Here is a 24,308-nt window from a genome sequence, read left to right as displayed (position 1 = left end):
TTTACTCCAGCAATTCACGGTCATAAATAGTGTAGTCACAGCGGTAAATCACGAGGCGCTTGCCGTCAATCAGCAATTCAGAGGTTTTAGGAGCATCTGACTTATCAAGAGAGACACGGTCTCCAGCATAGGCAGCCAGCGGAGTTCCGTTTTGAGAGCGAATCAGAATAACCTTTTTCTTTCCGGTAAAGTCGTTTTTAAAAGCTGAAATCATTCGATTTAAAACAGGGACAGAATGGCTATTCTCCTCAACATCTGCAGTCTTTTGATATTGAGCAAAGACATCTTTCAAGCCTTTTTCTTCTGCAATTAAGGAAGAGCCCACATGGTCAATCTCATACTTACCCAAGGTGATTTTGAGCACAGAAGAATCTTCCTTGGAATTTCCTTCCGCATCAACTGAATCAAACTCCTCGTTACGCGAGATGGATAGGGACTTGCCCGACATCTGGTCTATGAGTTGGGAATTCTCATCATAGGTGCGAACCGTCATCTCTAAACCAATCCATTCCTCTTTGGCATTTTTAAACCAATTTTCAACGGCCTGACAGCCGCTCAAAATCAAAAGGGCAATACTTAGAAGAATTATTAATAAATGTTTCTTTTTCATCATTTCCACTCCATTTCTTTTAAAAATTTAATTGATCCAGCTTGCTTGTCTAAGGACTTTTGCAGCCAAACAATGTCATGCCAACGGTTAAATTTATAGCCAATTTTAGGGAAATGCGCCACCTGCTGATAGCCTCGCTTAGTATGAAAAGCAATGCTATCTTCGTTAGGCAGAGAAATACAGGCTAGAAAATGCATATATCCCATCTGATCTAACAGGTCTTCAAGTTCATCATAAAGCTTACTGCCGACTCCTTTTCCTCTAGCATCTTGACTGACATAGACGGATAATTCCACCGCCCAATCATAGGCTGCACGCGCATAATAAGTTGAAGCGTAGGCATAACCTAAGATAGCACCATCTTCTTCAGCTACCAAATAAGGATATTTTCCCAATGTTCTCTCAATCCTAGTTGCAAAAACCTCAATAGTCGGAACTTCATATTCAAAAGTAATGGCTGTATTTTCTACATAAGGCGCGTATATATCTAACAAAGATCTCGCATCTGATGGCTTAGCTAATCGGATATCCATAATCAGTCCATATTCTTCATATTTTCATTATTATACCAAAAAAAGCTCGTAAAGAGCCTTTTAAACCAAGATCAAAATAGACCAATCGCTGTGCCATCTGTCGCCACATCCATATTGAGTGCTGCAGGACGTTTTGGCAATCCTGGCATGGTCATGACATCTCCTGTCAAAGCCACAATAAAGCCTGCTCCAAGTTTTGGAACCAATTCACGAATGGTGATTTCAAAGTTTTCTGGCGCACCCAGAGCAGCAGGATTGTCTGAAAAACTATACTGTGTTTTGGCCATGCAGATTGGCAGCTTGTCCCAACCGTTTTTGACAATTTCGCTAATCTGAGTCTGCGCTTTTTTCTCAAAGTTCACCTTTGAACCACGATAGATTTCTGTGACAATTTTCTCTATTTTTTCTTCAATAGAGAGGTCATTGTCATAGAGGCGAGTGTAATGCGCTGGTTTTTCGTCAATAGTTTTGACAACAGTTTCAGCTAGAGCTACACCACCTTGAGCGCCATCAGCCCATACACTAGCAAGCTCAACGGGTACCTTAATTTCTGCACAAAGTTCCTTAAGAGCAGCAATTTCAGCTTCCGTGTCAGATACAAATTCATTGATGGCCACTACTACTGGGATACCGAACTTGCGGATATTTTCAACGTGACGTTTGAGATTGGCAAAGCCAGCTCGTACCGCCTCAATATTCTCTTCTGTAAGTGCATCCTTAGCTACTCCACCATTCATCTTGAGGGCGCGCAAGGTTGCAACGATTACGACTGCATCTGGAGAAGTCGGTAAGTTTGGAGTTTTAATATCTAAGAATTTCTCAGCACCAAGGTCCGCACCAAACCCTGCTTCAGTCACCGTATAATCAGCCAAGCGCAGCGCTGTACTAGTCGCTAAGACAGAATTACATCCGTGGGCGATATTGGCAAAAGGACCGCCATGAACAAAGGCTGGTGTCCCGTAAATAGTCTGAACTAGATTTGGCTTAATCGCATCTTTCAAGACTAAAGCCAAGGCTCCTTCTACCTCAAGGTCACGAACATAGACTGGTGAGCGGTCATAGCGATAACCGATGACAATGTTAGCCAAGCGCTTTTTCAAATCTTCAATATCCGTAGCTAGGCAAAGAATCGCCATAATTTCAGATGCAACCGTAATGTCAAAACCATCTTCTCGCGGAATACCATTAACTGGACTTCCTAAGCCAACGGTCACATGGCGAAGAGCTCGGTCATTTAGGTCAACCACCCGCTTCCAGATAATGCGGCGTTGATCGATTCCCAGTGCATTTCCCTGATGAAGATGATTATCGATAAGAGCTGACAGGGCATTATTGGCTGTCGTGATGGCATGCATATCACCAGTAAAATGCAAGTTAATGTCTTCCATCGGTAGAACCTGCGCGTGACCACCACCAGCTGCGCCTCCTTTTATACCCATCACAGGCCCTAGAGATGGTTCCCGGATAGCAATCATAGTTTTCTTGCCAATTTTATTGAGCGCATCTGCTAGTCCAATGGTAATGGTAGACTTTCCTTCTCCAGCAGGTGTCGGATTGATTGCCGTTACCAAAATCAGTTTACCAACAGGATTTTTTTCAACCTCACGAATTTTATTAAAGCTAAGCTTAGCCTTATACTTACCATATAGTTCTAAGTCGTCATAGTCGATGTCGACTTTTTTCACCACATCCACAATAGGCTGCAATTCAACACTTTGAGCAATTTCAATATCTGTTTTCATCAAGAACTCCTCTGTCAATTAATATAAAGATTATAACAAAAAAGAGCAAAATCAACATGATTAAGCTCTAAAAATATTTTAATGTTCGGGAAAAACAAAAAATTAGAAATTCCTGTCCTCTGAAATATAAGATTTTAGAGAAATTTTTCCGCTGTGACACTCTGCAATTAGAATTATTTTACTAAATTTCTTTTTTCTTGTAAAATAGTGCTATGAACATATTGATTACTTCTGGCGGGACCAGCGAGAAAATCGACCGTGTCCGCTCTATTACCAATCATTCGACAGGCTGGCTTGGCAAAATCATAACTGAAACTTTCCTAGACAAGGGCGATCAGGTGACTCTGGTGACGACTCCCACGGCTGTTCTCCCTGCTGCTCACCCCAATCTTACCATTATCCAGATTGAAAATGTTGCAGAACTGCTTGAAAACTTGGAGCCGCTCGTTCACACACATGATGCATTGATTCATGCAATGGCTGTCTCAGACTACACACCCGTCTACATGACTGGTTTGGAAGCTGTAGCAGCTAGCTCTGACATGACTGAATTTCTGAATAAGACTAACTCAGAAAGTAAGATTTCTTCTCAGGATGATGTTCAAGTCCTTTTTCTCAAAAAGACTCCGAAAATCATCAGTCTGGTAAAAAAATGGAAGCCAGATATTCGCTTGATTGGCTTCAAACTCTTGGTTGATGTTTCTAAGGAAGAGTTATTCAAGACCGCAAGAGCAACTCTCATAAAAAATCAGGCAGAAATCATTGTCGCCAATGATTTGACAGAGATTTCTAGTAAGGAGCACAAAGCCTATCTTGTCGGAAAAGAAACTGTGACTCAAGCTCAATCCAAAGAAGAAATTGCTCAGCTCCTCTACCTGCATATCCATAGTCCATAAGGAGGTAAATGATGACACAGATTACCTTAGCCGTCAGCGGCAGCATATCAGCTTACAAGGCTGCTGACATCACTAGCCGTCTAAAGAAAGAGAATTTTGAAGTTGCTGTCCTCATGACAGATGCTGCAACAGAATTTATCACACCGCTGACCCTGCAGGTCTTGTCACAAAGACCAGTTGCCATTGATATTATGCAAGAACCTGACCCTAGCAAGGTCAATCACATTGATATCGCTAAAGAGTCTGACCTCTTTCTGCTTGCGCCTGCAACAGCCAATTCCATCGCTAAACTAGCCAACGGTTTAGCTGATAATATGGTGACTGCTACTGCTCTGGCTCTGCCGCCTCATACCAAGAAAGTTTTGGCTCCAGCTATGAACACTAAGATGTTTGAAAATCCACTAACCCAGCACAATTTGGAGCATCTGCAGCTTTTTGGATGGAAGATTATCCAACCGCGCGAAGCTGTTCTAGCCTGTGGCGATCAGGGGACAGGTGCTCTAGCTGAAATTGATACAATTATTGATACAGTAAAGGAACTTATTTATGAAAAAACAATCTAAAATTGCTCAAATTGCTATTTTCTTTGCCATTATGTTGGTACTGCACCTGCTCAGCTCAGTCATTTTCAACTTACTTCCAGTACCGATTAAACCTACGATTATTCACATTCCAGTGATTATCGCCAGTATCCTCTATGGCCCTAAAGTCGGAGCTGTTCTAGGTGGCCTCATGGGATGTATCAGCGTTGTTACCAATACCTTGGTGCTGCTGCCAACCAGCTATCTCTTTAGTCCTTTTGTACCAAATGGAAGCCTTTCTTCGCTTCTTGTTGCAATGGTGCCTCGCATTCTCATCGGTATCACTCCTTATTTCGTATATAAAGCAATGAAAAATAAAGCCGGCTTGATTCTAGCAGGCTCCGTTGGTTCTGCCACTAATACCATCTTCGTCTTGGGCGGTATCTTCTTTCTCTTTGCAAATGTATACCAAGGTGATATCAAAGCACTTCTGGCTGTGATTCTATCAGCAAATTCCATTGCCGAGTTAATCATTTCTGCGGTTTTGACAGCAACTATCATCCCTGCACTTGAAAAAGCGCAAAAATGATGATGATTTAGTTTTCTGGACCAAGCAATGCTTTGGTCTTTTTTAATCCAGCATTTTCGCTATACCATTCTGAAATCCTTGAAACAATGCCTTGAAAAGTATTTCATCGTTTTCTAGGTAACCTCTTTCAAAATTAATGAAAATATGCTACAATGAAAGCGATTAAGAAAATTTAAGAGCAGGATTTTTTACTAAAATTTTCCACTCTTCATTTCAAAAATAAAGGAGACTCAACCTATGACTTATCAAGATAACTTCAAAAAATGGCTTGATTATGCTGAACTTCCTGACTATCTTCGCGAAGACTTGAATAGTATGGACGAAAAAACTAAGGAAGATGCCTTTTACACCAATCTTGAGTTTGGTACTGCTGGTATGCGTGGTTTGATTGGCGCTGGTACCAACCGTATTAATATTTATGTTGTCCGTCAGGCAACCGAAGGTTTGGCTCGCTTGATTGAAGAAAAAGGTGATGAGTTCAAAAAACGCGGTGTTGCGATTGCTTACGACTCCCGTCATTTTTCACCAGAATTTGCCTTTGAATCTGCTGCTGTTTTAGCTAAGCACGACATCAAGTCCTATGTCTTTGAAAGTCTGCGCCCAACTCCAGAACTTTCATTTGCGGTACGTCATTTAGGAACTTTTGCTGGTATCATGATTACAGCCAGCCACAACCCTGCTCCATTCAACGGCTATAAAGTATATGGTGAAGACGGCGGACAAATGCCTCCGCATGATGCAGATGCATTGACTGACTACATCCGTGCGATTGAAAATCCTTTTGCTATTGAGGTCGCTGACGTTGAAGCTGAAAAAGCTTCTGGTTTGATTGAAGTGATTGGCGATGCTATTGATGCTGAATACCTCAAGGAAGTTAAAGATGTCAATATCAACCAAAAACTGATTGATGAATACGGTAAGGACATGAAGATTGTCTATACTCCACTGCACGGTACTGGTGAAATGCTGGCCCGTCGAGCTTTGGCTCAAGCTGGATTTGATTCTGTTGAAGTTGTTGAAGCTCAAGCAGTAGCTGACCCTGACTTCTCTACTGTTAAGTCTCCAAACCCTGAAAGCCAAGCAGCCTTTGCTTTAGCTGAGGAATTAGGCCGTAAGGTTGGTGCAGATGTCTTGGTCGCAACTGACCCAGATGCTGACCGTGTCGGTGTAGAAGTTCTGCAAAAAGACGGAAGCTACCTCAACCTTTCTGGTAACCAAATCGGAGCCATCATGGCTAAGTACATCTTGGAAGCTCATAAGAGTGCTGGAACTCTGCCAGCTAACGCTGCTCTCTGCAAGTCTATCGTTTCTACTGACCTGGTGACTAAGATTGCTGAAAGTTATGGCGCAACCATGTTCAATGTCTTGACTGGTTTCAAATTTATCGCTGAAAAGATTCAAGAATTCGAAGAAAAGCACAACCACACCTACATGATGGGATTTGAAGAAAGCTTCGGCTATCTGATTAAACCTTTTGTACGTGATAAAGACGCTATCCAAGCTGTTTTGGTTGTTGCTGAGCTTGCTGCCTACTACCGTTCACGTGGCTTGACTCTGGCTGACGGTATTGAAGAAATCTACAAAGAGTATGGTTACTTTGCTGAAAAGACTATCTCTGTGACCTTGTCTGGTGTTGATGGAGCTGAGCAAATCAAGGCTATCATGGCTAAGTTCCGTGACAATGGACCAAAAGATTTCAACGCTACTGCTATTTCTGTTACAGAAGACTTTAAGGCGCAGACTTCTACCGCCGCAGACGGTACTGTTACAGCTCTGACGACTCCTCCAAGCGATGTGCTGAAATACACCTTGGCCGATGGTTCATGGATTGCAGTCCGTCCATCCGGAACAGAACCAAAAATCAAGTTCTACATTGCTGTTGTCGGTGATAGCAATGAGGATGCTCAAGCAAAAATTGCTGCTATTGAAGCAGAGATTAATGACTTTATCAAGTAAAATAACACTATCAACCAATCAACCAGAGAATGAAATTCACATTCTCTGGTTTTTCGTTTCCAAATCAAGCATTTTTCTGCTTTTTATGGCATACTAGTTTTATCAAAAGAAATGAGGATTATTTATGGAACAATTTGCTCAAAATATTAAAGACTTAGAAGTCACAACTGTTGATCGTGCTCGTCAAGCAATTGCTGACAAAGAGACAGCAACTTTCTTCGTCGGTCGCAAAACTTGCCCTTACTGTCGTAAATTCGCTGCTACTCTTGCTGGCGTGGTCGCTGATACCAAGGCGTATATTTTCTTTATCAATAGCGAAGAAGCTAGCGAATTAGAGAAACTGCAAGCCTTCCGCTCTGAATACAGCATTCCGACAGTTCCTGGTTTTGTTCATGTTCAAGACGGCCAAGTATCTGTTCGTTGTGATTCTTCTATGACTGCAGATGAAATTAAAGCTTTTGCAAACTTGTAAAATTGATTCAATTCAAAAATCTGAGACAAATAGAGTCTCAGATTTTTTATTTATTTCTAACATCTTGAAAAGCCTCCCACATCTTCTGCTGGGGTTTGGCAAAGGGGTAATTGCCAAAGTCTTCTGGATGAAGCCACAAGACCTCTCCGTCAGCTGCGTGCTGGCTATCTTTAACTCGACCATAAACCAGCTGAATATGCCACTTACGATGGCTGAAGATATGCTGCACTTTTGAAAAGGACTCCTGCTGCCAATCAACAATCAAATCATAATCCTGCTCAAAGCTTTCTTGAGGAGACAGATCCAGACTTGACTGATTTTCTGCCACCTCAAAGAGGGACATCTGATTTTCAGTTTGAAATTCCTCGATTTCAATCAAGGGAAAATGCCAAAAACCTGATAACAAGCCATCAGCCTCATTCTTTTCAAGTAAGAACTGTCCCTGTTCGTTTTCAATAATCAAGCCTTGCAGATAGACCGGAACTGGCTTCTTTTTAGGTGCTTTGATTGGATATTTATCCATTGTTCCGTGTAAATAGGCTGCGCTGAACTCTTTTACAGGATTGTCTTCCGGATGAGGATTAACAGGAGCTTCGATATCTGCCCCCAAATCCATCAGCGCTTGATTGAAATCTCCAGGTCTGTCTGGATCAATCAAAATCTCCATCATAGCCTGAAAGACCTTACGATTGCTAGGTTGACCAATATCTAAATCAACTTCAAACAATCGACTCAGCACCCGCATGACATTGCCATCTACCGCAGGCTCAGCTAGGCCAAAGGCAATACTAGCAATGGCACCAGCTGTATAAGGTCCAATCCCTTTGAGGCTAGCAATTCCTTCATAGCTATCAGGAAATTTTCCAGCGAAATCCGTCATTATCTGCTGGGCCGCTTTTTGCATATTTCGCACCCGCGAATAATAGCCCAACCCTTCCCAAGCCTTGAGCAGTCTATCCTCTGGCGCCTGAGCTAAATCAGCTACAGTCGGAAACCAGTCAAGAAAGCGCTCATAGTAAGGAATCACCGTATCCACCCGAGTCTGCTGCAGCATAATCTCAGAAACCCAGATATGATAAGGATTATTTGTTCTGCGCCAAGGCAGGTCACGTTTGTTTTCATCATACCAAGTTAATAATTTCTCGCGAAAAGAGGCGATTTTATTTGCCTCCCACATCTCAATTCCGTATTCTTTCAAATCTAACATAAATCTAGTATAGCATAAGGCAAGAAAAATAGGAGAGCTTATGCCCTCCAATCATTTCCTATCGTTTAATAATGACCTACTGCCTGACTAGCTGTAATCAAAGTCAGCTTATAAACATCATCCGCATTACAGCCTCGAGAAAGGTCATTAACTGGGTGGTTAAGTCCCTGCAGGATAGGTCCTACCGCTGAAAAGCCACCTAAACGCTCTGCCATTTTGTAACTGATATTCCCAGCTTCGATACTTGGGAAGACAAAGACAGTTGCTTGACCGGCCACAGGGCTGCCAGGTGCTTTCAGCTCTGCTGTTGCAGGGACGAAAGCTGCATCAAACTGCAATTCACCATCGATAACCAAGTCTGGACGCATTTCCCGAGCCAGCTTAGTCGCTTCCACTACCTTATCAACCTTTTCACCGAATCCAGAGCCCTTGGTCGAATAGCTGAGCATGGCAACTTTTGGATCGATACCGAAAATTTGTGCTGTTAAAGCTGAGTTAACAGCAATCTCCGCCAAAATATTGGCGTCTGGATCGATATTAATGGCACAGTCACTGAAAATGTAGCGTTCGTCATCACGCACCATGAGGAAGGCTCCTGATGTACGAGAAACCCAAGGCAGGGTCTTGATGATTTGAAGAGCCGGCCGAACAGTCGCTGCTGTGGAGTGAATCGCGCCAGACACCATCCCTTGAACCTTACCAAGATAAACCAACATGACCCCAAAGTAGTTGACATCTTCCTTGAGCAACTGACGTGCTTCATCTGCAGTGATTTTCCCTTTACGGCGCTCAACGAATGCTTCTACCAACTCCTCAAAGCAGGAACAGTTTGAAGGATCAATAACTTGATATCCTTCTTTTACTCCCTCAATTTCTAGATAGATACGGATTTTATCAGGATTCCCCAAAAGAACTGGTGTAATATCGGTTTCTTTCACCAAACGTTTAGTTGCTTGCAAAATCCGTGGCTCTTCACCCTCTGGCAAGACAATTTTTACTTCCTTATCTTTCAAGGCTTCGCGAATTGAGTCAAAAATTTTCATGTTTCGTAAAACTCCTTTATCTCTTATTCTTTTAATTTCTCAATAACTTGTTTAAAATCTTCTGGCAAAGGACTGGCACGCTCAACTTCCTGACCACTAAAAGGATTATAAAATTTCAAAGAATGACAATGTAAAGCCTGACGCTCTATTCCGTGTTCCAAACTTCCTTCATAAAGGTCGTCACCCAAAAGCGGAAAGCCAATGTGTGAAAAATGAACGCGGATTTGATGAGTCCGCCCAGTATGCAGATGAATATCCACCAGATAGACATCTCCAAATCGCTCTATGACTTTGTAACTGGTATGGGCGTACTTACCATCCTCTGTCACGCGCCTCGTAATGATACTCTCAGGGTTGCGGCCAATCGGAGCAATAATCTCACCTTGCTCCTCTAAGTCACCAGTCCCCCGAACTAGAGCGTAATAGCGCTTTTCTATCAGCTTCTTCTGCAACTGTTTGTCCAATCTGGCATGAGCATAGCCATGCTTGGCAAAGAGCATGAGCCCACTTGTATCCTTATCCAGACGTGTCACGATATGCACCTGCTGGTTTTCATAGGCATGACGAATATAGTAAGCCTTAACAAAGTTTGCCATAGTATTGGAATGATTAACACTGGGAATACTGGCCACTCCTGCCGGCTTATCCAAAACCAAGAAATGCTCATCCTCGTAGACGACAGACAAGTCCTTATCAACAGCTTTCAGACTCTCAAATCCTTTTTCTGAAGGGATATCAATCGTCACTTTATCGCCAATATCCAAGAGATAAATAGCGTTCTGAGGCTGATGGTTGACAAGAATGTTTCCGCCGGAAAATTTTATCTTTGCCAAGAGGCTTTTGGAAACTTCGTGTCGCTTCAAAAAGGTCTTTACCTTGACATGCTCATCAGCAATAAACTCAAACCTCATTCCTTGCACTCTCCAATAAAGGAGTCTCTGACACGATTCCAAAAGCTGGTATGGCTTGGTGAAGCCACAAAATGTATCTTGTGATTGTCAATCTGATACTCAATGCGGACAATGTTTTTGAAAGAGAAAGTCTGATTATCGACCGCAATAGTGTGATAATCACTGCGGGTCGGCACTAACTCAATCTTATCCTTTTTAGGAACAATGACCGACGAGCCCAACGTCCGATAAACCCGATTGTTTAGACTGGCAATCTCTGTCACCTGCAAGGCTTCGATTGTCGGATGCAATACCGCTCCACCTAGAGATTTGTTATAGGCTGTACTGCCTGTCGGAGTAGAAACGGAAATCCCATCTCCTCGGAAACGCTCGAAATGAACCCGATTGATAATGACATCAGCTACCATAGTCCGATCTGAACGCTTGATTGTTGCTTCGTTCAAAGCACGAATGGTGCGTGTATCACCATTTTCAAAAGTAATTTTGACATTTAAAATTGGATAAGAAACCTGAGCACCAGTGTCTAATTTGAGATTTTCTACCAGTTTATCTAATTCAAAATCACGGTAATCCGTATAGAAGCCGAGATGCCCTGTATGCACACCGACAAAGCGGACCCGATCCAGCTGTTCTTCATACATATGAAAAGCTGATAGCAGCATGCCATCACCACCCACCGAAATCACGATGTCGGGATTCTTAGGAGTTAAAATAAAGCCATTCTGTTTCAGCTTCTGCTTCAAATCTTGATAAACTTGTTCGCTCTGTCTTTTCCGATTGCGGATAATCGCTATTTTTTTATCTGTATTCTTCATCTGTATCATCACTATTTCCCACACCGTCATTCAACTTGCGGTGAAGAGGATCAAAGAGAGCCTGCGCCTCCTGGATAGCATCACGGATTTCTCCCATCTCTTCATCCAGCTGATAGGCAAGATTAGCTGTCGTTTCCAAGCGGCATTTGATTTCCTCGGGAAATTCTCCTTTATACTTGTAATTCAAAGAATGCTCAATCGTAGCCCAAAAATTCATCGAAAGGGTGCGAATCTGAATCTCAGCCAGAATAAGTCTATGACCATTAATCGTATCAACTGGATATTCTACAATCACATGGTAACTCCGATAGCCACTGGCTTTTTTGTTTTTGATGTAATCCCGTTCCTGGACAATACGCATATCAGTCCGGTTTCGCAGGACTTCTAAAACTTCATCAACATCATCGACAAACTGGACCATGACCCGTAAGCCAGCGATATCCTGCATCTCTTGCTCAATATTCTCCTCGCGAATGCCTCGCAAAATCATCTTTTCTTTAATGCTCTCAATAGGCTTGACACGTCCGGTCACAAACTCAATCGGAGAATGACGTTGCTGCTTGCGGTATTGCTTTCGCACTCCACGCAACTTAATTTTCAGCTCTCCAACCGCTTGAATATAGGGGTCTAAAAACTCTTCCCATTCTATTGTCATACACTTACCTTGTCATATCATTATTTTTTGTATAAAATAAACACAACTGTTATTATAACATAAATCGCTTTCAAAAAAAAGAAAAGGATATGAAAATGAATCACTTAGAAATTGAATTCAAAACCATGCTGACCAAAGAAGAGCACGACCGTCTGCTCCAGTTATTTGCTGATATTTCGCCTATTAGCCAAACCAACCACTACATCGATTCAGATCAGCAAAGCATCCGACACTCCCACATGGCTTTTCGAGTACGAACTTTTAACCATCGTGAAGCTGAGCTGACGCTCAAGATTCCTCAAGAAGTCGGAGCCTTGGAACTCAATCAGAACTTGACACCAGAAGAAACTGAAAATATTTTGCAGAACAATGAATTTCCTACGGGAGAGATTTTAGAGACGCTGCTTCAGAAAGAAATTTCCATCCAAGACTTGAAGATTCTTGGCTCTCTAGAGACTATCCGCTATGAAAAGGAAGACGAAATTGGCCTCCTTGCTCTGGATGAGAGTCACTACTTGGGCAAAACAGACTTCGAACTCGAAGTCGAAGTTGAAGATTTCGAAAAAGGAAAAGAAAATTTCCTCAACTTCCTAAAACAGCACAAGATCGACTACAAACCTGGTAAGAGCAAGATAGCAAGATTTTCTGAAAACTTGTAAATCAACGACCACAAAATAGCTGAAATAATCTAATTTTTTTGGTAAAATAAAAGGTAGCAATCTAAAGCCTATTGAAATATAAATTTCATGGAGCATTAGATTATAGAAATGACACAAAAAGAGGACGGTCCAACTCATGTCAGATAAAAAAAATATGAAGCTTTTTTCCCTCAACTCCAATCATTCCATAGCTGAAAAAATCGCTGAAGCTGCTGGGGTTCCATTGGGGAAACTTTCCTCCCGCCAATTCTCAGACGGCGAGATTCAGATTAACATCGAAGAAAGTGTTCGTGGCTATGATATTTACATCATTCAGTCTACCAGCTTCCCTGTCAATAATCACTTGATGGAACTCTTGATTATGGTGGATGCCTGCAAACGTGCCAGTGCCAATACGATTAATGTTGTGATGCCTTATTTTGGTTATGCCCGTCAGGATCGGACTGCTGCCCCTCGCGAGCCAATCACAGCTAAACTGGTTGCCAATATGCTTGTCGGTGCTGGAGTGGATCGCGTGATTTCTCTGGATCTTCATGCCGTGCAGGTCCAAGGATTCTTTGATATCCCAGTAGATAACCTCTTCACTATCCCACTCTTTGCCAAACACTACTGCAACATGGGCCTTACTGGCGATGATGTCGTTGTCGTCAGCCCTAAAAACTCTGGTGTAAAACGCGCCCGCAATTTGGCTGAATATCTGGATGCCCCTATCGCTATCATTGATTATGGCGAAGATGAGGCGGGTCGCTCTGAGGGATATATCATTGGAGATGTCGAGGGCAAGAAAGCTATTCTTATTGACGACATTTTAAATACCGGTCGGACTTTCTCTGAAGCAGCTAAAATTGTCTGTCGCGAAGGCGCTGTCGAAATCTATGCTGTATCCAGTCATGGTCTCTTCGCGGATAAAGCTGCGGAATTGCTGGATAATTCTCCTATCAGGGAAATTCTTGTAACAGACTCTGTTGATACCAAAGAAAAAACACCTAAGAATCTCCACTACATTACAGCTAGTGAACTGATTGGTGATGCCATTGTCCGCATTCAAGAGAGAAAACCAGTCAGCCCACTCTTTGCCTATCAAAAGAAATAAGGTAACCAGAGTGATTTATTTAGATAATGCCGCTACAACTGCTTTGTCGCCCGCTGCAATCCAAGCAATGACCAAGACGATGACTGTCTTTGGGAATCCTTCCAGTACGCATAGTCATGGCCGAGAAGCTAGTAAACTCCTTAGACAGGCGCGTGAGGATATTGCTCAAGCTCTGCATACTCAAAGCAATAAGATTCTTTTTACTTCAGGTGGCACTGAAAGCAACAATACTGCTATTAAAGGTTATGCCCTTCGTCACCAGAACCGAGGAAAACATATTGTTACCACTGCTATTGAGCACCATGCTGTCTTAGAAGTGGTAGAGTACTTAGTAGATAAATTCGGCTTCGAAGCTACTTTTGTTCAGCCGGTGGATGGTCAGATTCGAGCAGAGGATATTAAGAAGGCTCTTAGGCCTGACACTATTCTTGTATCTGTCATGGCAGTCAATAACGAAACTGGTGCTATCCTTCCCATTAAGGAAATTGGTGAATTACTGCAAGAACATCCCGCTGCATTTCACGTTGATGCCGTCCAAGCAATTGGTAAACTTCCCATCTACCCTGATGAGCTAGGGATTGACTTCCTCTCTGCTTCAGCACATAAGTTTCATGGTCCCAAAGGCGTTGGCTTCCTTTATGCCAAGAAGATGGATTTTGACAATTTCATGCACGGTGGCGACCAGGAAGAAAAACACCGGGCCGGAACTGAAAATCTAATCTCTATTACAGGTGTGGCAGCGGCTCTGTCAGAGAGCGTGGAACATCTAGAGGAAAATCTAGAGCATGCGCAAGATTTAAAAGACAGCTTACTTGCTGACTTATCAGACATTGACTTTTACTTAAATGAAAGTCAGCCCAGCTTGCCTTACGTCATCAATTTGGGATTTCCCAATCAAAAGAATGACCTGCTTCTGCTTCAAATGGATTTAAACGGATTTTCCATTTCAACAGGCTCAGCGTGCACAGCCGGAGCTATACAACCCAGTCATGTCCTGCAGGCTATGTATGGCAAGGATTCTGACCGCTTGCATGAGTCCATTCGGATCAGCACTTCGGACCAAACGACTCTGCAAGAGATTCAATTATTTACAAAGAAATTAAAAGAAATTTTAGGAGGATAAGATGGCCTTTCAAACATCTGTTAGCTTAGCAAACTGTGAATATACCTATTCACTTCACCCAAATGTCAAGAAATTTACCTTGCGCGACAATACTTTCGCTGAAAGCAAGGTTGGCAACTATGAACTCTCTCGTCTGCTGGAATCTGTACCCAACAGCGGAAATGGTTTTCTGCTGAAAATCATCGTCAATAAAGATTTGAATGGTTTCAAAATCAACATCACTGACAAATCAGGCCTGCGCTTGGTTAATATTTTCAAATCAGAAGATCATCACATTATCCAACAAAAATTTTATTTCTTGATGGATAGCTTGGTTGAAAGAAATATTTTTGAAAAGACACCACAATAAGCAAGATTCTCGTAATTTTGCTTTTTTAGTTTAGGCTCTTCAAAATTTAAACGAGCTTGACCTCTACTTGGAACGCTTGAAAATATCAAATGGCTAATCGAACCCAAAGAAAGGATTAACGATGGTTGAACTGACCTATTTGGACTCATATAAGGTAAAACGAACACTAACCTATGAAGACTTTGACGAATTTCTTCTAGCCTTCTCTGGCTGCGTCACGGTTCCTGACTCGCTCAAGGTGCTTTCTGTTACTTATAAGGGATACCAACTGCCTTTTACAGGGCTAATTGGGGACTTGTACCGCCAGATGTATCAGTTAGACCTAAGTCCCTACCAGGACTAAGTTTTTCAACGCTACTATTCCCAGCGATTACTGATTTTCTTTTTTTATAAATCAAACATCCTTAATTAGTTGATTTTTTCACAAACTTCCTATAAAATAGAATTAGAAAGGTTGTGATTTTGTGAAAACTGAAAAAAATACTACAATTCCTCGAGCAACTGCTAAGAGACTGTCGCTCTACTATCGTATTTTTAAACGGTTTAATGCTGAGAAGATTGAGAAAGCCAACTCCAAGCAAATCGCTGAAGCTATTGGCATTGACTCTGCTACCGTCAGACGAGATTTTTCTTATTTCGGTGAACTTGGCCGCAGAGGATTTGGCTATGATGTCAAGAAATTGATGAACTTTTTTGCTGACCTCTTGAATGACAATGCTATCACCAATGTCATGATTGTTGGAGTTGGTAATATGGGGCGGGCTCTGCTGCACTATCGTTTTCATGAGCGCAATAAAATGAAGGTTGTAATGGCTTTCGACACAGATGACCATCCAGAAGTTGGCAGCACAACCAGCGATGGAATTCCTATCTATGGAATTTCCCAAATCAAAGAAAAAATACAGTCAGGAAATGTGCAAACTGCCATCCTAACTGTACCTAGCGTAAAAGCCCAAGAAGTTGCATCTATCTTAGTTCAAGCAGGTGTTAAAGGTATTCTCTGCTTCTCGCCAGTAAATCTATCCCTACCTAGGGACGTGGTCGTTCAGTATGTTGACCTGACTAGCGAACTGCAGACTCTGCTCTACTTCATGAGAAAAAATGAGCATTAATTTGAAAGAGGTATTGAACACTCAATGAGTAAACCAATTATTGGAATAACCGGAAATGAAAGAGAAATCCCAGACGATCACTTCATCCATATAAGCTATACGGCGACTGGATTCGTTGAGGGAGTCAAAGAAGTTGGCGGAATTCCAATGATTTTGCCAATCGGTGATAAAGAAATGGCAAAACAGTATGTTTCCATTGTTGACAAATTAATCATCACAGGCGGTCAGAATGTATGTCCTCAGTTCTATGGAGAAGAAAAAGTCATTGACAGCGATGATTATCTACTCAAACGGGACATTTTTGAACTTGCTTTAATCAAGGAAGCCCGCCGTCAAAATAAACCAATCTTCACCGTCTGCCGCGGAACCCAACTTTATAATGTCGCCCTAGGCGGTACTCTTCATCAAGACATTGAAGATCATTGGCAAGATAGCTCTGCTGAGTACACGACACAAAGCATGGTGACCAAAAATGGTTCTATTCTGCACGAAATTTACGGATCTTCTTCAGAAATCAATTCATTTCACCACCAGAGTATCAAGGATTTAGCGACTAGTTTAGAAGTCATCGCCTACGATCCACATGATAAGGTCATCGAAGCTATCACTTCTACCGACGGCAGTCCTTTCCTTGGCGTCCAATGGCACCCAGAGTTCTTGTTTGGCTCCAGACAAGGAGACTTAGCTCTGTTTGATTATGTTGTCAATATTCTTTAAAAGCCTCTATTCCTAGATAAACTTCTGTTCTACACGAATAGAAGTTTTTTATATTCAAGTAAATCAAATTATATCATATCTGTCTCTTCTCTGTAGCTATAGTAGTTGGACTTTGACACAATCAAATGATCCAAAAGAACCAAGCCCATCATCTCACAAGCTTCTTTCATATGCTGGGTCACTTCATCATCGTTTCTGCTAGGAACGACTGAGCCAGACGGATGATTGTGTACCAGTATAATAGATGTCGCCAGATGCTTGAGAGCGTAGTGGAGAATTTCTCTCGGCTCAGCAATACTTCTGCTGACCGTCCCCATGAAAATAGTCTGCTGGTGCAAAATTTGATTTTGACTATTAAGATAAATAGCAACCAAGCACTCCTGCCTCATATCTCCTAGCTCTTGCTGCATCTTCTGGGCTAATTTTTGACTGCCCATAATCTGCTCTTTCTGAAGAACCTCTGCTCGGTTAATCCGACGCCCCAATTCGATAATAGCCTGCAATTCCACTGCTTTAATCGGACCGATTCCAGAAATAGTCTGCAATTCCTGCAAGGTTAGATACTTGAGATCGTTCAAACTGGAAATAGATGATAAAATCCTTTGAGAAACTTGAAAAACAGTTTCTTTTTTGTTACCTGTCCTGAGAAAGATTGATAGGAGCTCCTGATTACTGAGTTTTTCAGCTCCTTCTCTCATCAAACGCTCCCGTGGCATTATGCTAATATCATCTTGAAATGAAATGCTATACATAGAAACCTCCTTACCTTATTATTCGGAAAAAGAGTTAAAAGCAGCAAGAATAGATACAAAAAATCTTTCATTCAGAACAAATTTTAGATAAAAAAACACTCCAAAAGTTAACGTTCTTCCTAACCTTTGGAGTGAAATGTTTTTTACTTTTAAATCTGCATTTGATTATAGGATTTACTGAAAGATTCAAGAACTTCCTTAGGAGCCTTGTCATACTCGATAGAGCCTTCTAATGTTCCCTTGACAATAGTCCGGTTGGTTGCCGCAGCATCCTCACAAGTAACCAAAGTAATCTCTGTAACACCTTCTGTATCCTCAATCAGATCCGTTCGATCCGGAGTTACCGTTTCAACACTGGTGATTACATAAGTATAGACTTGCTCTTTATCGGTGATATATATTTTCATACCAGCCTTAGCACGATCCAGTGGGGAAAAGAGCATGTTACTAGCCCCTGTGATGCCAAAGACATGGTGGCTAGCCAAGGCATAATTTCCCTGCCCCATCTGCTGAGTCTCTTTCATCGTACCAGCACCATAATACAATCCAGCATTATCCAGCCCTTTGAAGATTGGCAAATTCATGGATACTTCTGGAATAGAGATGCCTCCGATAACGGGCAGTTGCTGCGCTTTCCACTGAGCATTGATGACCGCTTCTGTAGAAAGCGACTCTACCTTGTTAAAATCAAAACTTGTCTTAACGTTTTTATTCTTATCAATAGAGTCTTTAGAAACCTTGCTGACCTGATATCGGTTGGTATGCCAAACCATAATCATGTTTCGGATTTGCGCATTAAAGATTAAGCCAAGAGCCACAATAATTAATAATGTCGCAACGATATTGATAAAAATATTTCTTTTGCTTTTTTGTTTTCTTTTTCGACTTCTTTTTCCTTGTACCATATAGAGGTCCTCTTTTACGATTCGTTTTCTTCCTCTGCTACATCTTCTTTGTCGTCTGCTTCGACGCTAGTAAAGGTGACAATCTGTGCATTTTGGTCTAGACGCATGACCTTAACTCCCATGGTTGAGCGACCGGTCTGAGAAATATTAGCCACACTGGTCCGAATGATGACACCTGTATTAGTGATAATCATCAAATCTTCCTCTCCAGTAACAGTCATCAGACCAGCAAGAGGCCCGTTCTTATCAGTGATATTGGCTGTTTTAATCCCTTTACCGCCACGGCCCTTGGTTGGGTACTCGCTAGCAAGAGTTCGCTTACCATAGCCTTTTTCGGTAATGACAAGCACTTCGTCTCCCTCAGCAATCACACCAGCTCCAACGACCTGGTCACCATCTCGAAGATTAACTCCGCGAACACCAGTCGCTATACGGCTCATGCTCCGGACAGCTGTCTCATTGAAGCGGACAGAATAACCAAACTTGGTACCAATGATAACGTCTGCAGCACCGTCCGTCAGAAAGACATTGATTAACTCGTCTTCATCCTTCAAATTCAAAGCTTTGAGACCATTCTGACGAATATTAGCAAATTCTGTTACACTGGTCCGTTTGACCACCCCATGACGAGTAGTAAAGAAGAGGTAGGAATCATCACTGCGGTCTTGCTGGACATTAATAATGGTCTGAATAGTCTCTCCTTCATCCAGCTTCAAAAGATTGACTACTGGCAAGCCCTTGGCTGTCCGACCGTACTCAGGAATTTCATATCCTTTGAGACGATAAACTCGGCCTTTATTGGTAAAGAAGAGCAGTCTATCGTGAGTACTCGTTGAAACCAGCTCTTTGACGAAGTCATCGTCTTTGACACCAGTTCCTTGAACACCACGGCCTCCACGTTTCTGAGCAGTAAATTCAGCCTGATTCAGACGTTTGATATAACCTTTATTAGACAGGGTAATCAAAACATCCGCTTCCTCAATCAAATCTTCATCTTCAAGAGAAAGAACTTCTCCCACCATCAGCTCAGTTCGGCGGTCATCAGCAAATTTACGTTTGACCTCGTCTAACTCTTCCTTGATAATAGCGATAACGCGCTCTGGCTTAGCCAAAATATCAGCCAGGTCTGCAATCAAGGCAATCAGCTCATCGTATTCTGACTGAATCTTATCACGTTCCAAGCCAGTCAGACGGCGCAGACGCATATCAAGGATAGCCTGACTCTGGCGCTCAGACAGTTCAAACTTAGCCATCAATTCAGCCTGTGCTTCTGCGTCCGTCTCGCTATTACGGATAATGCGAATCACTTCATCAATGTGATCCAACGCAATCAGCAAACCAGCCAAGATATGAGCTCGAGCTTCCGCCTTTTCTTTATCGAAGACCGTCCGTCGAGTCACCACTTCCTTTTGGTGCTCAATGTAAGCCAACAAAATCTCACGAAGAGACAGAATCTTCGGCACACCATTTTGAATGGCCAGCATATTGAAGCTGAAATTGGTCTGCATCTGGGTCAGCTTGAAAAGATTATTTAGAATGACATGTGCAGAGGCATCACGACGAACCTCAATGACAAAACGGACCCCTTCACGGTTGGACTCATCACGAACAGCTGTGATACCGTCAATGCGTTTTTCCTGCACCAGACGAACAATATGCTCATGGACCTTAGTCTTATTAACCATGTAAGGGAACTCGGTTACGACAATTCGCTCACGGCCATTTTTCATCTCTTCAATTTCAGTGCGAGAACGAAGAACAATCGAACCCTTCCCTGTTTCATAAGCTCGGTGAATACCAGACTTACCCATAACCAGTGCTCCTGTCGGAAAATCTGGTCCAGGAAGGACTTCCATGATATCACGAGTCGTTGCTTCCGGATTGTCCATGAAAAGCTTAACTGCATCAATAGACTCACCAAGATTATGCGGTGGGATATTGGTCGCCATCCCAACTGCAATCCCTGTCGCACCGTTTACAAGCAAGTTAGGGAAGCGAGCAGGAAGAACAACAGGCTCTCTCTCGCTGGCATCATAGTTGTCAAGATAATCAACAGTGTTTTTATTAATATCACGAAGCATCTCCAGAGCAATCTTGCTCATACGTGCTTCTGTATAACGTTGAGCAGCGGCCCCGTCTCCGTCCATAGAACCGAAGTTTCCATGGCCGTCAACAAGCATATAGCGATAGCTCCACCATTGAGCCATCCGCACCATCGCTTCATAAATAGAGGAGTCACCATGCGGGTGATACTTACCCATGACATCCCCCGTGATACGAGCTGATTTTTTGTGAGGCTTATCAGGCGTCACGCCCAGCTCATTCATACCATAGAGAATCCGACGGTGAACTGGTTTGAGACCATCACGAACATCTGGAAGTGCCCGAGCCACGATAACACTCATAGCGTAATCAATGAAACTAGTCTTCATTTCACTAGTCAGATTAACATTTACTAAGTTTCTGTCTTGCATTAAAAAATGCCTTTCTTTCATATTAAACTATCCTATATTATACCACATTTTCTTTAATTTTTCAGTATTTTGAACCGTTTGTAAAAACGTTTACATCGCTAGATATACAAGTTGACCGTGACAAAATATGTCAAAAGTGGTAGAATGAATGTGTATGGGAAATATTCCCTAAAAAAATAAGGAGATGTTTAGAAATGACTGCTACTAAACAACATAAAAAAGTCATCCTTGTCGGTGACGGTGCTGTAGGTTCATCTTACGCATTTGCTCTTGTAACCCAAGGTATTGCTCAAGAACTTGGTATCATTGAAATTCCTCAATTATTTGAAAAAGCTGTCGGTGATGCTGAAGACCTTAGCCATGCCCTTGCCTTCACTTCACCTAAGAAAATCTACGCAGCTACTTATGCAGACTGTGCGGATGCTGACCTCGTTGTTATTACTGCAGGTGCACCTCAAAAACCAGGCGAAACTCGTCTTGACCTTGTTGGTAAAAACTTGGCTATCAACAAATCTATCGTTACTCAAGTCGTTGAATCAGGCTTTGACGGTATCTTCCTCGTCGCTGCTAACCCAGTGGACGTTTTGACATACTCAACTTGGAAATTCTCTGGTTTCCCTAAAGAGCGCGTTATCGGTTCAGGTACTTCACTTGACTCAGCTCGCTTCCGTCAAGCTCTTGCTGAAAAGATTGGTATCGATGCTCGTTCTGTCCATGCCTACATCATGGGTGAGCACGGTGACTCTGAGTTTGCCGTTTGGTCACACGCTAACGTTGCAGGTGTAAAATTGGAGCAATGGTTGCAAGCTAACCGTGACTTGAACGAACAAGACTTGGTTGATCTTTTCATCTCCGTTCGTGACGCAGCATACTCAATCATCAACAAAAAAGGAGCAACTTACTACGGTATCGCAGTTGCTTTGGCTCGTATTACAAAAGCCATCCTTGACGATGAAAATGCAGTATTGCCATTGTCAGTCTTCCAAGAAGGCCAATATGGCGTTGAAAATGTCTTCATTGGTCAACCTGCTATCGTTGGTGCACACGGTATTGTACGCCCAGTAAACATCCCACTGAACGATGCTGAAACACAAAAAATGCAAGCTTCTGCTAAAGAATTGCAAGCAATTATTGATGAAGCATGGAAGAATCCTGAATTCCAAGAAGCATCTAAAAACTAATTATAAAAAAACATCTCCTAGTAAAAGGGGATGTTTTTTAGTTGTTTTATATGGATTTAACAGCAAAAATATCTATCAAATAAGGTACGATGAGCTCTTTCTCTAGGTCTTTTAAAGAAGTAATCCAGACAAAGTCTGTGTGCTCTTCTGGATCTAATATAATATCACGCTGCTCCGTAATTCTACCCGCATAAACTAAGCGTGTGAAAACAGTATCTTTGCTAGCATCAAACTGACTATCTTCATGGATAACCTTATCAATCCGAATCTTTTGATTAACCTCCTCCATAGCCTCACGTAGAGCTGCCTCTCTAGGCAGTTCATTCTCTCCTACACTCCCACCAGGAATATCCCAATAATATGGATAGACATTAGGACGACCTCGCTTTATTTTCGAGCGTTTGATAAGCAAATACTTCCCATCTTTCTCGATCAAGGTATGGGCGATTAATTTTACTGTCATTGCATTTCCTCCATGAAAAAGCAAAAAAAAAGACTCCGAAGAGTCCAATTTTAAGTCATCCACCCTGAGAGAATCGAACTCCCATCTCAAGAACCGGAATCTTGCGTGATATCCATTACACTAAGGGTGGCAACTAATTCATTATAACTGATTTTCTTTGAAAATACAAGTGAAAATCAGAAAAAGAAGTTGAGATTTCTCAACTTCTTTTATCTAATTACAATTCAATATCGCCAAACAAATCAGCCATTGAGAATCCAGTTTGAGTTTCTGGAAGTTCAAAGTCACGTTTTTCTTGACGTTTTGGACGACGAGGACGCGATTGACGTTTCTCATCTTTTTGTCCTTCTTCTTGAGCTGGACGTTCTTCAAGAGCCTTGATAGAAAGTGACACACGCTCATCAGCAGCATTCACTTCAAGAACCTTAACAGTCACTTCTTGACCAACCTTAAGGGCATCCTTAGGGCTTTCAACGCGTTTGTGTGAAATTTGTGAAATGTGAACCAGTCCGTCAATTCCTGGCAATACTTCAACGAAAGCACCGAAATCAGTCAAACGTTTTACAGTTCCTTCAATCACATCGCCTGCAGCAAGTTTTTGCTCAACGCCATCCCATGGCCCAGGTGTTGTTGCTTTAAGAGAGAGGGACACGCGTCCTTCTTCTTCGTTCAAGTCAAGAACTTTCACTTCGATTTCATCACCAACTGATACAACAGACTTAGGTGATACGTTGCGTTCATGTGACAATTCAGTCAAGTGAACCAATCCGTCAACTCCGCCAAGGTCGATGAAAGCACCGAAGCTAGTGATGCGAGCAACTTTACCAGTTACAACATCGCCAACATTCAACTTACCAAAGACTTCAGCACGCGCTGCTGCAGCTTCAGCTTCTACAACTTCACGACGTGAAAGGATGAAGCGGTTTTCTTTTGGATCTACTTCTTTGATTTTAGCATCAAACTCTTGACCTACAAAACGCTCAGTGTTGCGAACGAAACGAGTGTCAAGCATTGAAGCAGGGATAAATCCACGAAGTCCTTCAAACTCAACTGAAAGTCCACCTTTAACAGCACGAGTGCCCTTAACAGTGACAACTTCTTCTTCACGACCAACCAATTTGTCCCAAGCTTTGCGAGCTTCCAAACGTTTTTTAGATACCAGGTAAGTTACTGTGTCTGTATCTTTACCCACTACTTGACGAAGAACAAGCAATTCAAGTGTTTCACCTGGTTTTACAAGGTCGTTGATATCAGCGTCGCGGTCGTTTGTCAACTCACGAAGAGTCAAAACACCTTCAACACCAGTTCCAGCGATTGCAACATTAGCTTGGTTAGCGTCAACAGTCAATACTTCAGCAGTAACGACGTCACCTGGCTCAACTTGGCTAACACTGTTTAGCAAATCTTCAAATTCATTCATCTAAAAAAATCCTCCAACAATCAAGCTTTCGCTTGACATACTACTTATTTATTTTCCTAAGCACCCGCAAATGACATTGATCTATCGTTAACGATTTCCATCCTATAAAG

26 protein-coding genes and 1 tRNA gene are annotated in these 24,308 nt (G+C 42.2%); 13 read left to right on the top strand and 14 right to left on the bottom strand.

Translation table 11 applies throughout. The features are described from left to right. Position 1 precedes the first annotated feature (1 nt). The 3 genes from J1C91_RS05600 to J1C91_RS05590 all read right to left on the bottom strand — a co-directional run bounded on the left by J1C91_RS05600 (position 2) and on the right by J1C91_RS05590 (position 2,885). A complete protein-coding gene (locus tag J1C91_RS05600) occupies positions 2–613 on the bottom strand; it encodes a DUF5052 family protein (protein WP_009660412.1) in 612 nt (203 codons plus the stop codon). Next, positions 610–1,143 carry a GNAT family N-acetyltransferase gene (locus J1C91_RS05595; protein WP_125438600.1) on the bottom strand — a complete coding sequence of 178 codons (534 nt, stop codon included), beginning with the start codon at positions 1,141–1,143 and terminating at the stop codon, positions 610–612. The genes J1C91_RS05600 and J1C91_RS05595 overlap by 4 nt, the downstream gene beginning before the upstream one ends. Before the next feature lie 71 nt (positions 1,144–1,214). After that, complete coding sequence (locus tag J1C91_RS05590) at positions 1,215–2,885, bottom strand: formate--tetrahydrofolate ligase (RefSeq protein WP_009660323.1); 1,671 nt, start codon at positions 2,883–2,885, stop codon at positions 1,215–1,217. A 212-nt stretch (positions 2,886–3,097) separates the two neighbouring features. On the opposite strand from J1C91_RS05590, the gene J1C91_RS05585 reads away from it, so the two are divergent. The 5 genes from J1C91_RS05585 to J1C91_RS05565 all read left to right on the top strand — a co-directional run bounded on the left by J1C91_RS05585 (position 3,098) and on the right by J1C91_RS05565 (position 7,319). Further along, positions 3,098–3,781, top strand: a complete 684-nt coding sequence (locus J1C91_RS05585) for a phosphopantothenate--cysteine ligase (protein ID WP_009660397.1) — start codon at positions 3,098–3,100, stop codon at positions 3,779–3,781. An 11-nt stretch (positions 3,782–3,792) separates the two neighbouring features. Further along, positions 3,793–4,344: a phosphopantothenoylcysteine decarboxylase gene (coaC, locus tag J1C91_RS05580; protein ID WP_009660446.1), complete on the top strand. Its 552-nt coding sequence runs from the start codon at positions 3,793–3,795 to the stop codon at positions 4,342–4,344. Further along, complete coding sequence (locus tag J1C91_RS05575; RefSeq protein WP_049542268.1) at positions 4,328–4,891, top strand: ECF transporter S component; 564 nt, start codon at positions 4,328–4,330, stop codon at positions 4,889–4,891. The genes coaC and J1C91_RS05575 overlap by 17 nt, the downstream gene beginning before the upstream one ends. 237 nt (positions 4,892–5,128) lie before the next feature. Continuing rightward, the gene (locus J1C91_RS05570; protein WP_125438598.1) at positions 5,129–6,847 is read left to right on the top strand and encodes a phospho-sugar mutase; all 1,719 of its coding nucleotides are present in this window, start codon (positions 5,129–5,131) and stop codon (positions 6,845–6,847) included. 124 nt (positions 6,848–6,971) lie between these two features. Beyond that, complete coding sequence (locus tag J1C91_RS05565) at positions 6,972–7,319, top strand: thiol reductase thioredoxin (RefSeq protein ID WP_002897535.1); 348 nt, start codon at positions 6,972–6,974, stop codon at positions 7,317–7,319. Between the two features lie 46 nt (positions 7,320–7,365). On the opposite strand, the gene mutY is transcribed toward J1C91_RS05565, so the two are convergent. The 5 genes from mutY to J1C91_RS05540 all read right to left on the bottom strand — a co-directional run bounded on the left by mutY (position 7,366) and on the right by J1C91_RS05540 (position 11,950). Beyond that, positions 7,366–8,526: an A/G-specific adenine glycosylase gene (gene mutY, locus J1C91_RS05560; protein ID WP_125438596.1), complete on the bottom strand. Its 1,161-nt coding sequence runs from the start codon at positions 8,524–8,526 to the stop codon at positions 7,366–7,368. Between the two features lie 65 nt (positions 8,527–8,591). Further along, a complete protein-coding gene (gene pta / locus J1C91_RS05555) occupies positions 8,592–9,569 on the bottom strand; it encodes a phosphate acetyltransferase (RefSeq protein WP_002909705.1) in 978 nt (325 codons plus the stop codon). Positions 9,570–9,592: 23 nt separating this feature from the next. Further along, positions 9,593–10,480 (bottom strand): RluA family pseudouridine synthase, encoded by an 888-nt coding sequence (locus J1C91_RS05550; RefSeq protein WP_002909704.1) that lies wholly within the window; start codon positions 10,478–10,480, stop codon positions 9,593–9,595. After that, positions 10,477–11,295 (bottom strand): NAD kinase, encoded by an 819-nt coding sequence (locus J1C91_RS05545; protein WP_301280219.1) that lies wholly within the window; start codon positions 11,293–11,295, stop codon positions 10,477–10,479. The genes J1C91_RS05550 and J1C91_RS05545 overlap by 4 nt, the downstream gene beginning before the upstream one ends. Next, complete coding sequence (locus J1C91_RS05540; RefSeq protein WP_002904528.1) at positions 11,279–11,950, bottom strand: GTP pyrophosphokinase; 672 nt, start codon at positions 11,948–11,950, stop codon at positions 11,279–11,281. The genes J1C91_RS05545 and J1C91_RS05540 overlap by 17 nt, the downstream gene beginning before the upstream one ends. Before the next feature lie 95 nt (positions 11,951–12,045). Here J1C91_RS05540 and J1C91_RS05535 point away from each other — a divergent pair, with 95 nt between their 5' ends. The 7 genes from J1C91_RS05535 (at position 12,046) to J1C91_RS05505 (ending at position 17,003) form a co-directional block, all read left to right on the top strand. Beyond that, positions 12,046–12,609, top strand: coding sequence for a CYTH domain-containing protein (locus J1C91_RS05535; protein WP_312023176.1), 564 nt, complete (start codon positions 12,046–12,048; stop codon positions 12,607–12,609). Positions 12,610–12,745: 136 nt separating this feature from the next. Next, positions 12,746–13,702 carry a ribose-phosphate diphosphokinase gene (locus tag J1C91_RS05530; RefSeq protein ID WP_002897526.1) on the top strand — a complete coding sequence of 319 codons (957 nt, stop codon included), beginning with the start codon at positions 12,746–12,748 and terminating at the stop codon, positions 13,700–13,702. A 10-nt stretch (positions 13,703–13,712) separates the two neighbouring features. Next, positions 13,713–14,825 (top strand): cysteine desulfurase family protein, encoded by a 1,113-nt coding sequence (locus J1C91_RS05525; protein ID WP_312023175.1) that lies wholly within the window; start codon positions 13,713–13,715, stop codon positions 14,823–14,825. A 1-nt stretch (position 14,826) separates the two neighbouring features. Continuing rightward, positions 14,827–15,174 carry a DUF1831 domain-containing protein gene (locus tag J1C91_RS05520; protein WP_002902952.1) on the top strand — a complete coding sequence of 116 codons (348 nt, stop codon included), beginning with the start codon at positions 14,827–14,829 and terminating at the stop codon, positions 15,172–15,174. 121 nt (positions 15,175–15,295) lie between these two features. Then, on the top strand, positions 15,296–15,517 hold the full coding sequence (locus tag J1C91_RS05515) for a DUF4649 family protein (protein WP_002909696.1): 222 nt from the start codon (positions 15,296–15,298) through the stop codon (positions 15,515–15,517). A gap of 121 nt (positions 15,518–15,638) precedes the next feature. Further along, on the top strand, positions 15,639–16,286 hold the full coding sequence (locus J1C91_RS05510) for a redox-sensing transcriptional repressor Rex (protein ID WP_002909695.1): 648 nt from the start codon (positions 15,639–15,641) through the stop codon (positions 16,284–16,286). Positions 16,287–16,310: 24 nt separating this feature from the next. Continuing rightward, on the top strand, positions 16,311–17,003 hold the full coding sequence (locus J1C91_RS05505; RefSeq protein WP_002909694.1) for a gamma-glutamyl-gamma-aminobutyrate hydrolase family protein: 693 nt from the start codon (positions 16,311–16,313) through the stop codon (positions 17,001–17,003). A gap of 68 nt (positions 17,004–17,071) precedes the next feature. Here J1C91_RS05505 and radC read toward each other — a convergent pair whose 3' ends face one another. The 3 genes from radC to gyrA all read right to left on the bottom strand — a co-directional run bounded on the left by radC (position 17,072) and on the right by gyrA (position 21,134). Continuing rightward, complete coding sequence (gene radC, locus J1C91_RS05500; protein WP_002909693.1) at positions 17,072–17,755, bottom strand: RadC family protein; 684 nt, start codon at positions 17,753–17,755, stop codon at positions 17,072–17,074. A 149-nt stretch (positions 17,756–17,904) separates the two neighbouring features. Further along, positions 17,905–18,660 (bottom strand): class A sortase, encoded by a 756-nt coding sequence (locus tag J1C91_RS05495; RefSeq protein WP_002909692.1) that lies wholly within the window; start codon positions 18,658–18,660, stop codon positions 17,905–17,907. 14 nt (positions 18,661–18,674) lie between these two features. Next, complete coding sequence (gene gyrA / locus J1C91_RS05490) at positions 18,675–21,134, bottom strand: DNA gyrase subunit A (protein WP_032912595.1); 2,460 nt, start codon at positions 21,132–21,134, stop codon at positions 18,675–18,677. A 194-nt stretch (positions 21,135–21,328) separates the two neighbouring features. On the opposite strand from gyrA, the gene J1C91_RS05485 reads away from it, so the two are divergent. Then, positions 21,329–22,315, top strand: coding sequence for an L-lactate dehydrogenase (locus tag J1C91_RS05485; protein WP_002909689.1), 987 nt, complete (start codon positions 21,329–21,331; stop codon positions 22,313–22,315). Positions 22,316–22,361: 46 nt separating this feature from the next. On the opposite strand, the gene J1C91_RS05480 is transcribed toward J1C91_RS05485, so the two are convergent. The 3 genes from J1C91_RS05480 to rpsA all read right to left on the bottom strand — a co-directional run bounded on the left by J1C91_RS05480 (position 22,362) and on the right by rpsA (position 24,198). After that, on the bottom strand, positions 22,362–22,778 hold the full coding sequence (locus J1C91_RS05480; protein WP_032912592.1) for an NUDIX hydrolase: 417 nt from the start codon (positions 22,776–22,778) through the stop codon (positions 22,362–22,364). 58 nt (positions 22,779–22,836) lie between these two features. Next, a tRNA-Arg gene (locus J1C91_RS05475) sits at positions 22,837–22,908 on the bottom strand. A gap of 87 nt (positions 22,909–22,995) precedes the next feature. Then, positions 22,996–24,198 (bottom strand): 30S ribosomal protein S1, encoded by a 1,203-nt coding sequence (rpsA, locus tag J1C91_RS05470; protein ID WP_002909688.1) that lies wholly within the window; start codon positions 24,196–24,198, stop codon positions 22,996–22,998. Positions 24,199–24,308 lie beyond the last annotated feature (110 nt).

Origin of the sequence: Streptococcus sanguinis, from assembly GCF_050222175.1 — a bacterium.
In the GTDB taxonomy this organism is placed as follows: Bacteria; Bacillota; Bacilli; order Lactobacillales; family Streptococcaceae; genus Streptococcus; species Streptococcus sanguinis_M.
Note: the sequence above shows the minus strand (reverse complement) of the source record. Positions and strands in the feature narration are given on the sequence as shown.

What these genes read in the sequence shown, in the direction of transcription:
- J1C91_RS05600 (WP_009660412.1), bottom strand. Translation starts at nt 613, where the DNA reads ATGATGAAAAAGAAACATTTATTAATAATTCTTCTAAGTATTGCCCTT.
- J1C91_RS05595 (WP_125438600.1), bottom strand. Translation starts at nt 1,143, where the DNA reads ATGGATATCCGATTAGCTAAGCCATCAGATGCGAGATCTTTGTTAGAT.
- J1C91_RS05590 (WP_009660323.1), bottom strand. Translation starts at nt 2,885, where the DNA reads ATGAAAACAGATATTGAAATTGCTCAAAGTGTTGAATTGCAGCCTATT.
- J1C91_RS05585 (WP_009660397.1), top strand. Translation starts at nt 3,098, where the DNA reads ATGAACATATTGATTACTTCTGGCGGGACCAGCGAGAAAATCGACCGT.
- coaC (WP_009660446.1), top strand. Translation starts at nt 3,793, where the DNA reads ATGACACAGATTACCTTAGCCGTCAGCGGCAGCATATCAGCTTACAAG.
- J1C91_RS05575 (WP_049542268.1), top strand. Translation starts at nt 4,328, where the DNA reads ATGAAAAAACAATCTAAAATTGCTCAAATTGCTATTTTCTTTGCCATT.
- J1C91_RS05570 (WP_125438598.1), top strand. Translation starts at nt 5,129, where the DNA reads ATGACTTATCAAGATAACTTCAAAAAATGGCTTGATTATGCTGAACTT.
- J1C91_RS05565 (WP_002897535.1), top strand. Translation starts at nt 6,972, where the DNA reads ATGGAACAATTTGCTCAAAATATTAAAGACTTAGAAGTCACAACTGTT.
- mutY (WP_125438596.1), bottom strand. Translation starts at nt 8,526, where the DNA reads ATGTTAGATTTGAAAGAATACGGAATTGAGATGTGGGAGGCAAATAAA.
- pta (WP_002909705.1), bottom strand. Translation starts at nt 9,569, where the DNA reads ATGAAAATTTTTGACTCAATTCGCGAAGCCTTGAAAGATAAGGAAGTA.
- J1C91_RS05550 (WP_002909704.1), bottom strand. Translation starts at nt 10,480, where the DNA reads ATGAGGTTTGAGTTTATTGCTGATGAGCATGTCAAGGTAAAGACCTTT.
- J1C91_RS05545 (WP_301280219.1), bottom strand. Translation starts at nt 11,295, where the DNA reads ATGAAGAATACAGATAAAAAAATAGCGATTATCCGCAATCGGAAAAGA.
- J1C91_RS05540 (WP_002904528.1), bottom strand. Translation starts at nt 11,950, where the DNA reads ATGACAATAGAATGGGAAGAGTTTTTAGACCCCTATATTCAAGCGGTT.
- J1C91_RS05535 (WP_312023176.1), top strand. Translation starts at nt 12,046, where the DNA reads ATGAATCACTTAGAAATTGAATTCAAAACCATGCTGACCAAAGAAGAG.
- J1C91_RS05530 (WP_002897526.1), top strand. Translation starts at nt 12,746, where the DNA reads ATGTCAGATAAAAAAAATATGAAGCTTTTTTCCCTCAACTCCAATCAT.
- J1C91_RS05520 (WP_002902952.1), top strand. Translation starts at nt 14,827, where the DNA reads ATGGCCTTTCAAACATCTGTTAGCTTAGCAAACTGTGAATATACCTAT.
- J1C91_RS05515 (WP_002909696.1), top strand. Translation starts at nt 15,296, where the DNA reads ATGGTTGAACTGACCTATTTGGACTCATATAAGGTAAAACGAACACTA.
- J1C91_RS05505 (WP_002909694.1), top strand. Translation starts at nt 16,311, where the DNA reads ATGAGTAAACCAATTATTGGAATAACCGGAAATGAAAGAGAAATCCCA.
- radC (WP_002909693.1), bottom strand. Translation starts at nt 17,755, where the DNA reads ATGTATAGCATTTCATTTCAAGATGATATTAGCATAATGCCACGGGAG.
- J1C91_RS05495 (WP_002909692.1), bottom strand. Translation starts at nt 18,660, where the DNA reads ATGGTACAAGGAAAAAGAAGTCGAAAAAGAAAACAAAAAAGCAAAAGA.
- gyrA (WP_032912595.1), bottom strand. Translation starts at nt 21,134, where the DNA reads ATGCAAGACAGAAACTTAGTAAATGTTAATCTGACTAGTGAAATGAAG.
- J1C91_RS05485 (WP_002909689.1), top strand. Translation starts at nt 21,329, where the DNA reads ATGACTGCTACTAAACAACATAAAAAAGTCATCCTTGTCGGTGACGGT.
- J1C91_RS05480 (WP_032912592.1), bottom strand. Translation starts at nt 22,778, where the DNA reads ATGACAGTAAAATTAATCGCCCATACCTTGATCGAGAAAGATGGGAAG.
- rpsA (WP_002909688.1), bottom strand. Translation starts at nt 24,198, where the DNA reads ATGAATGAATTTGAAGATTTGCTAAACAGTGTTAGCCAAGTTGAGCCA.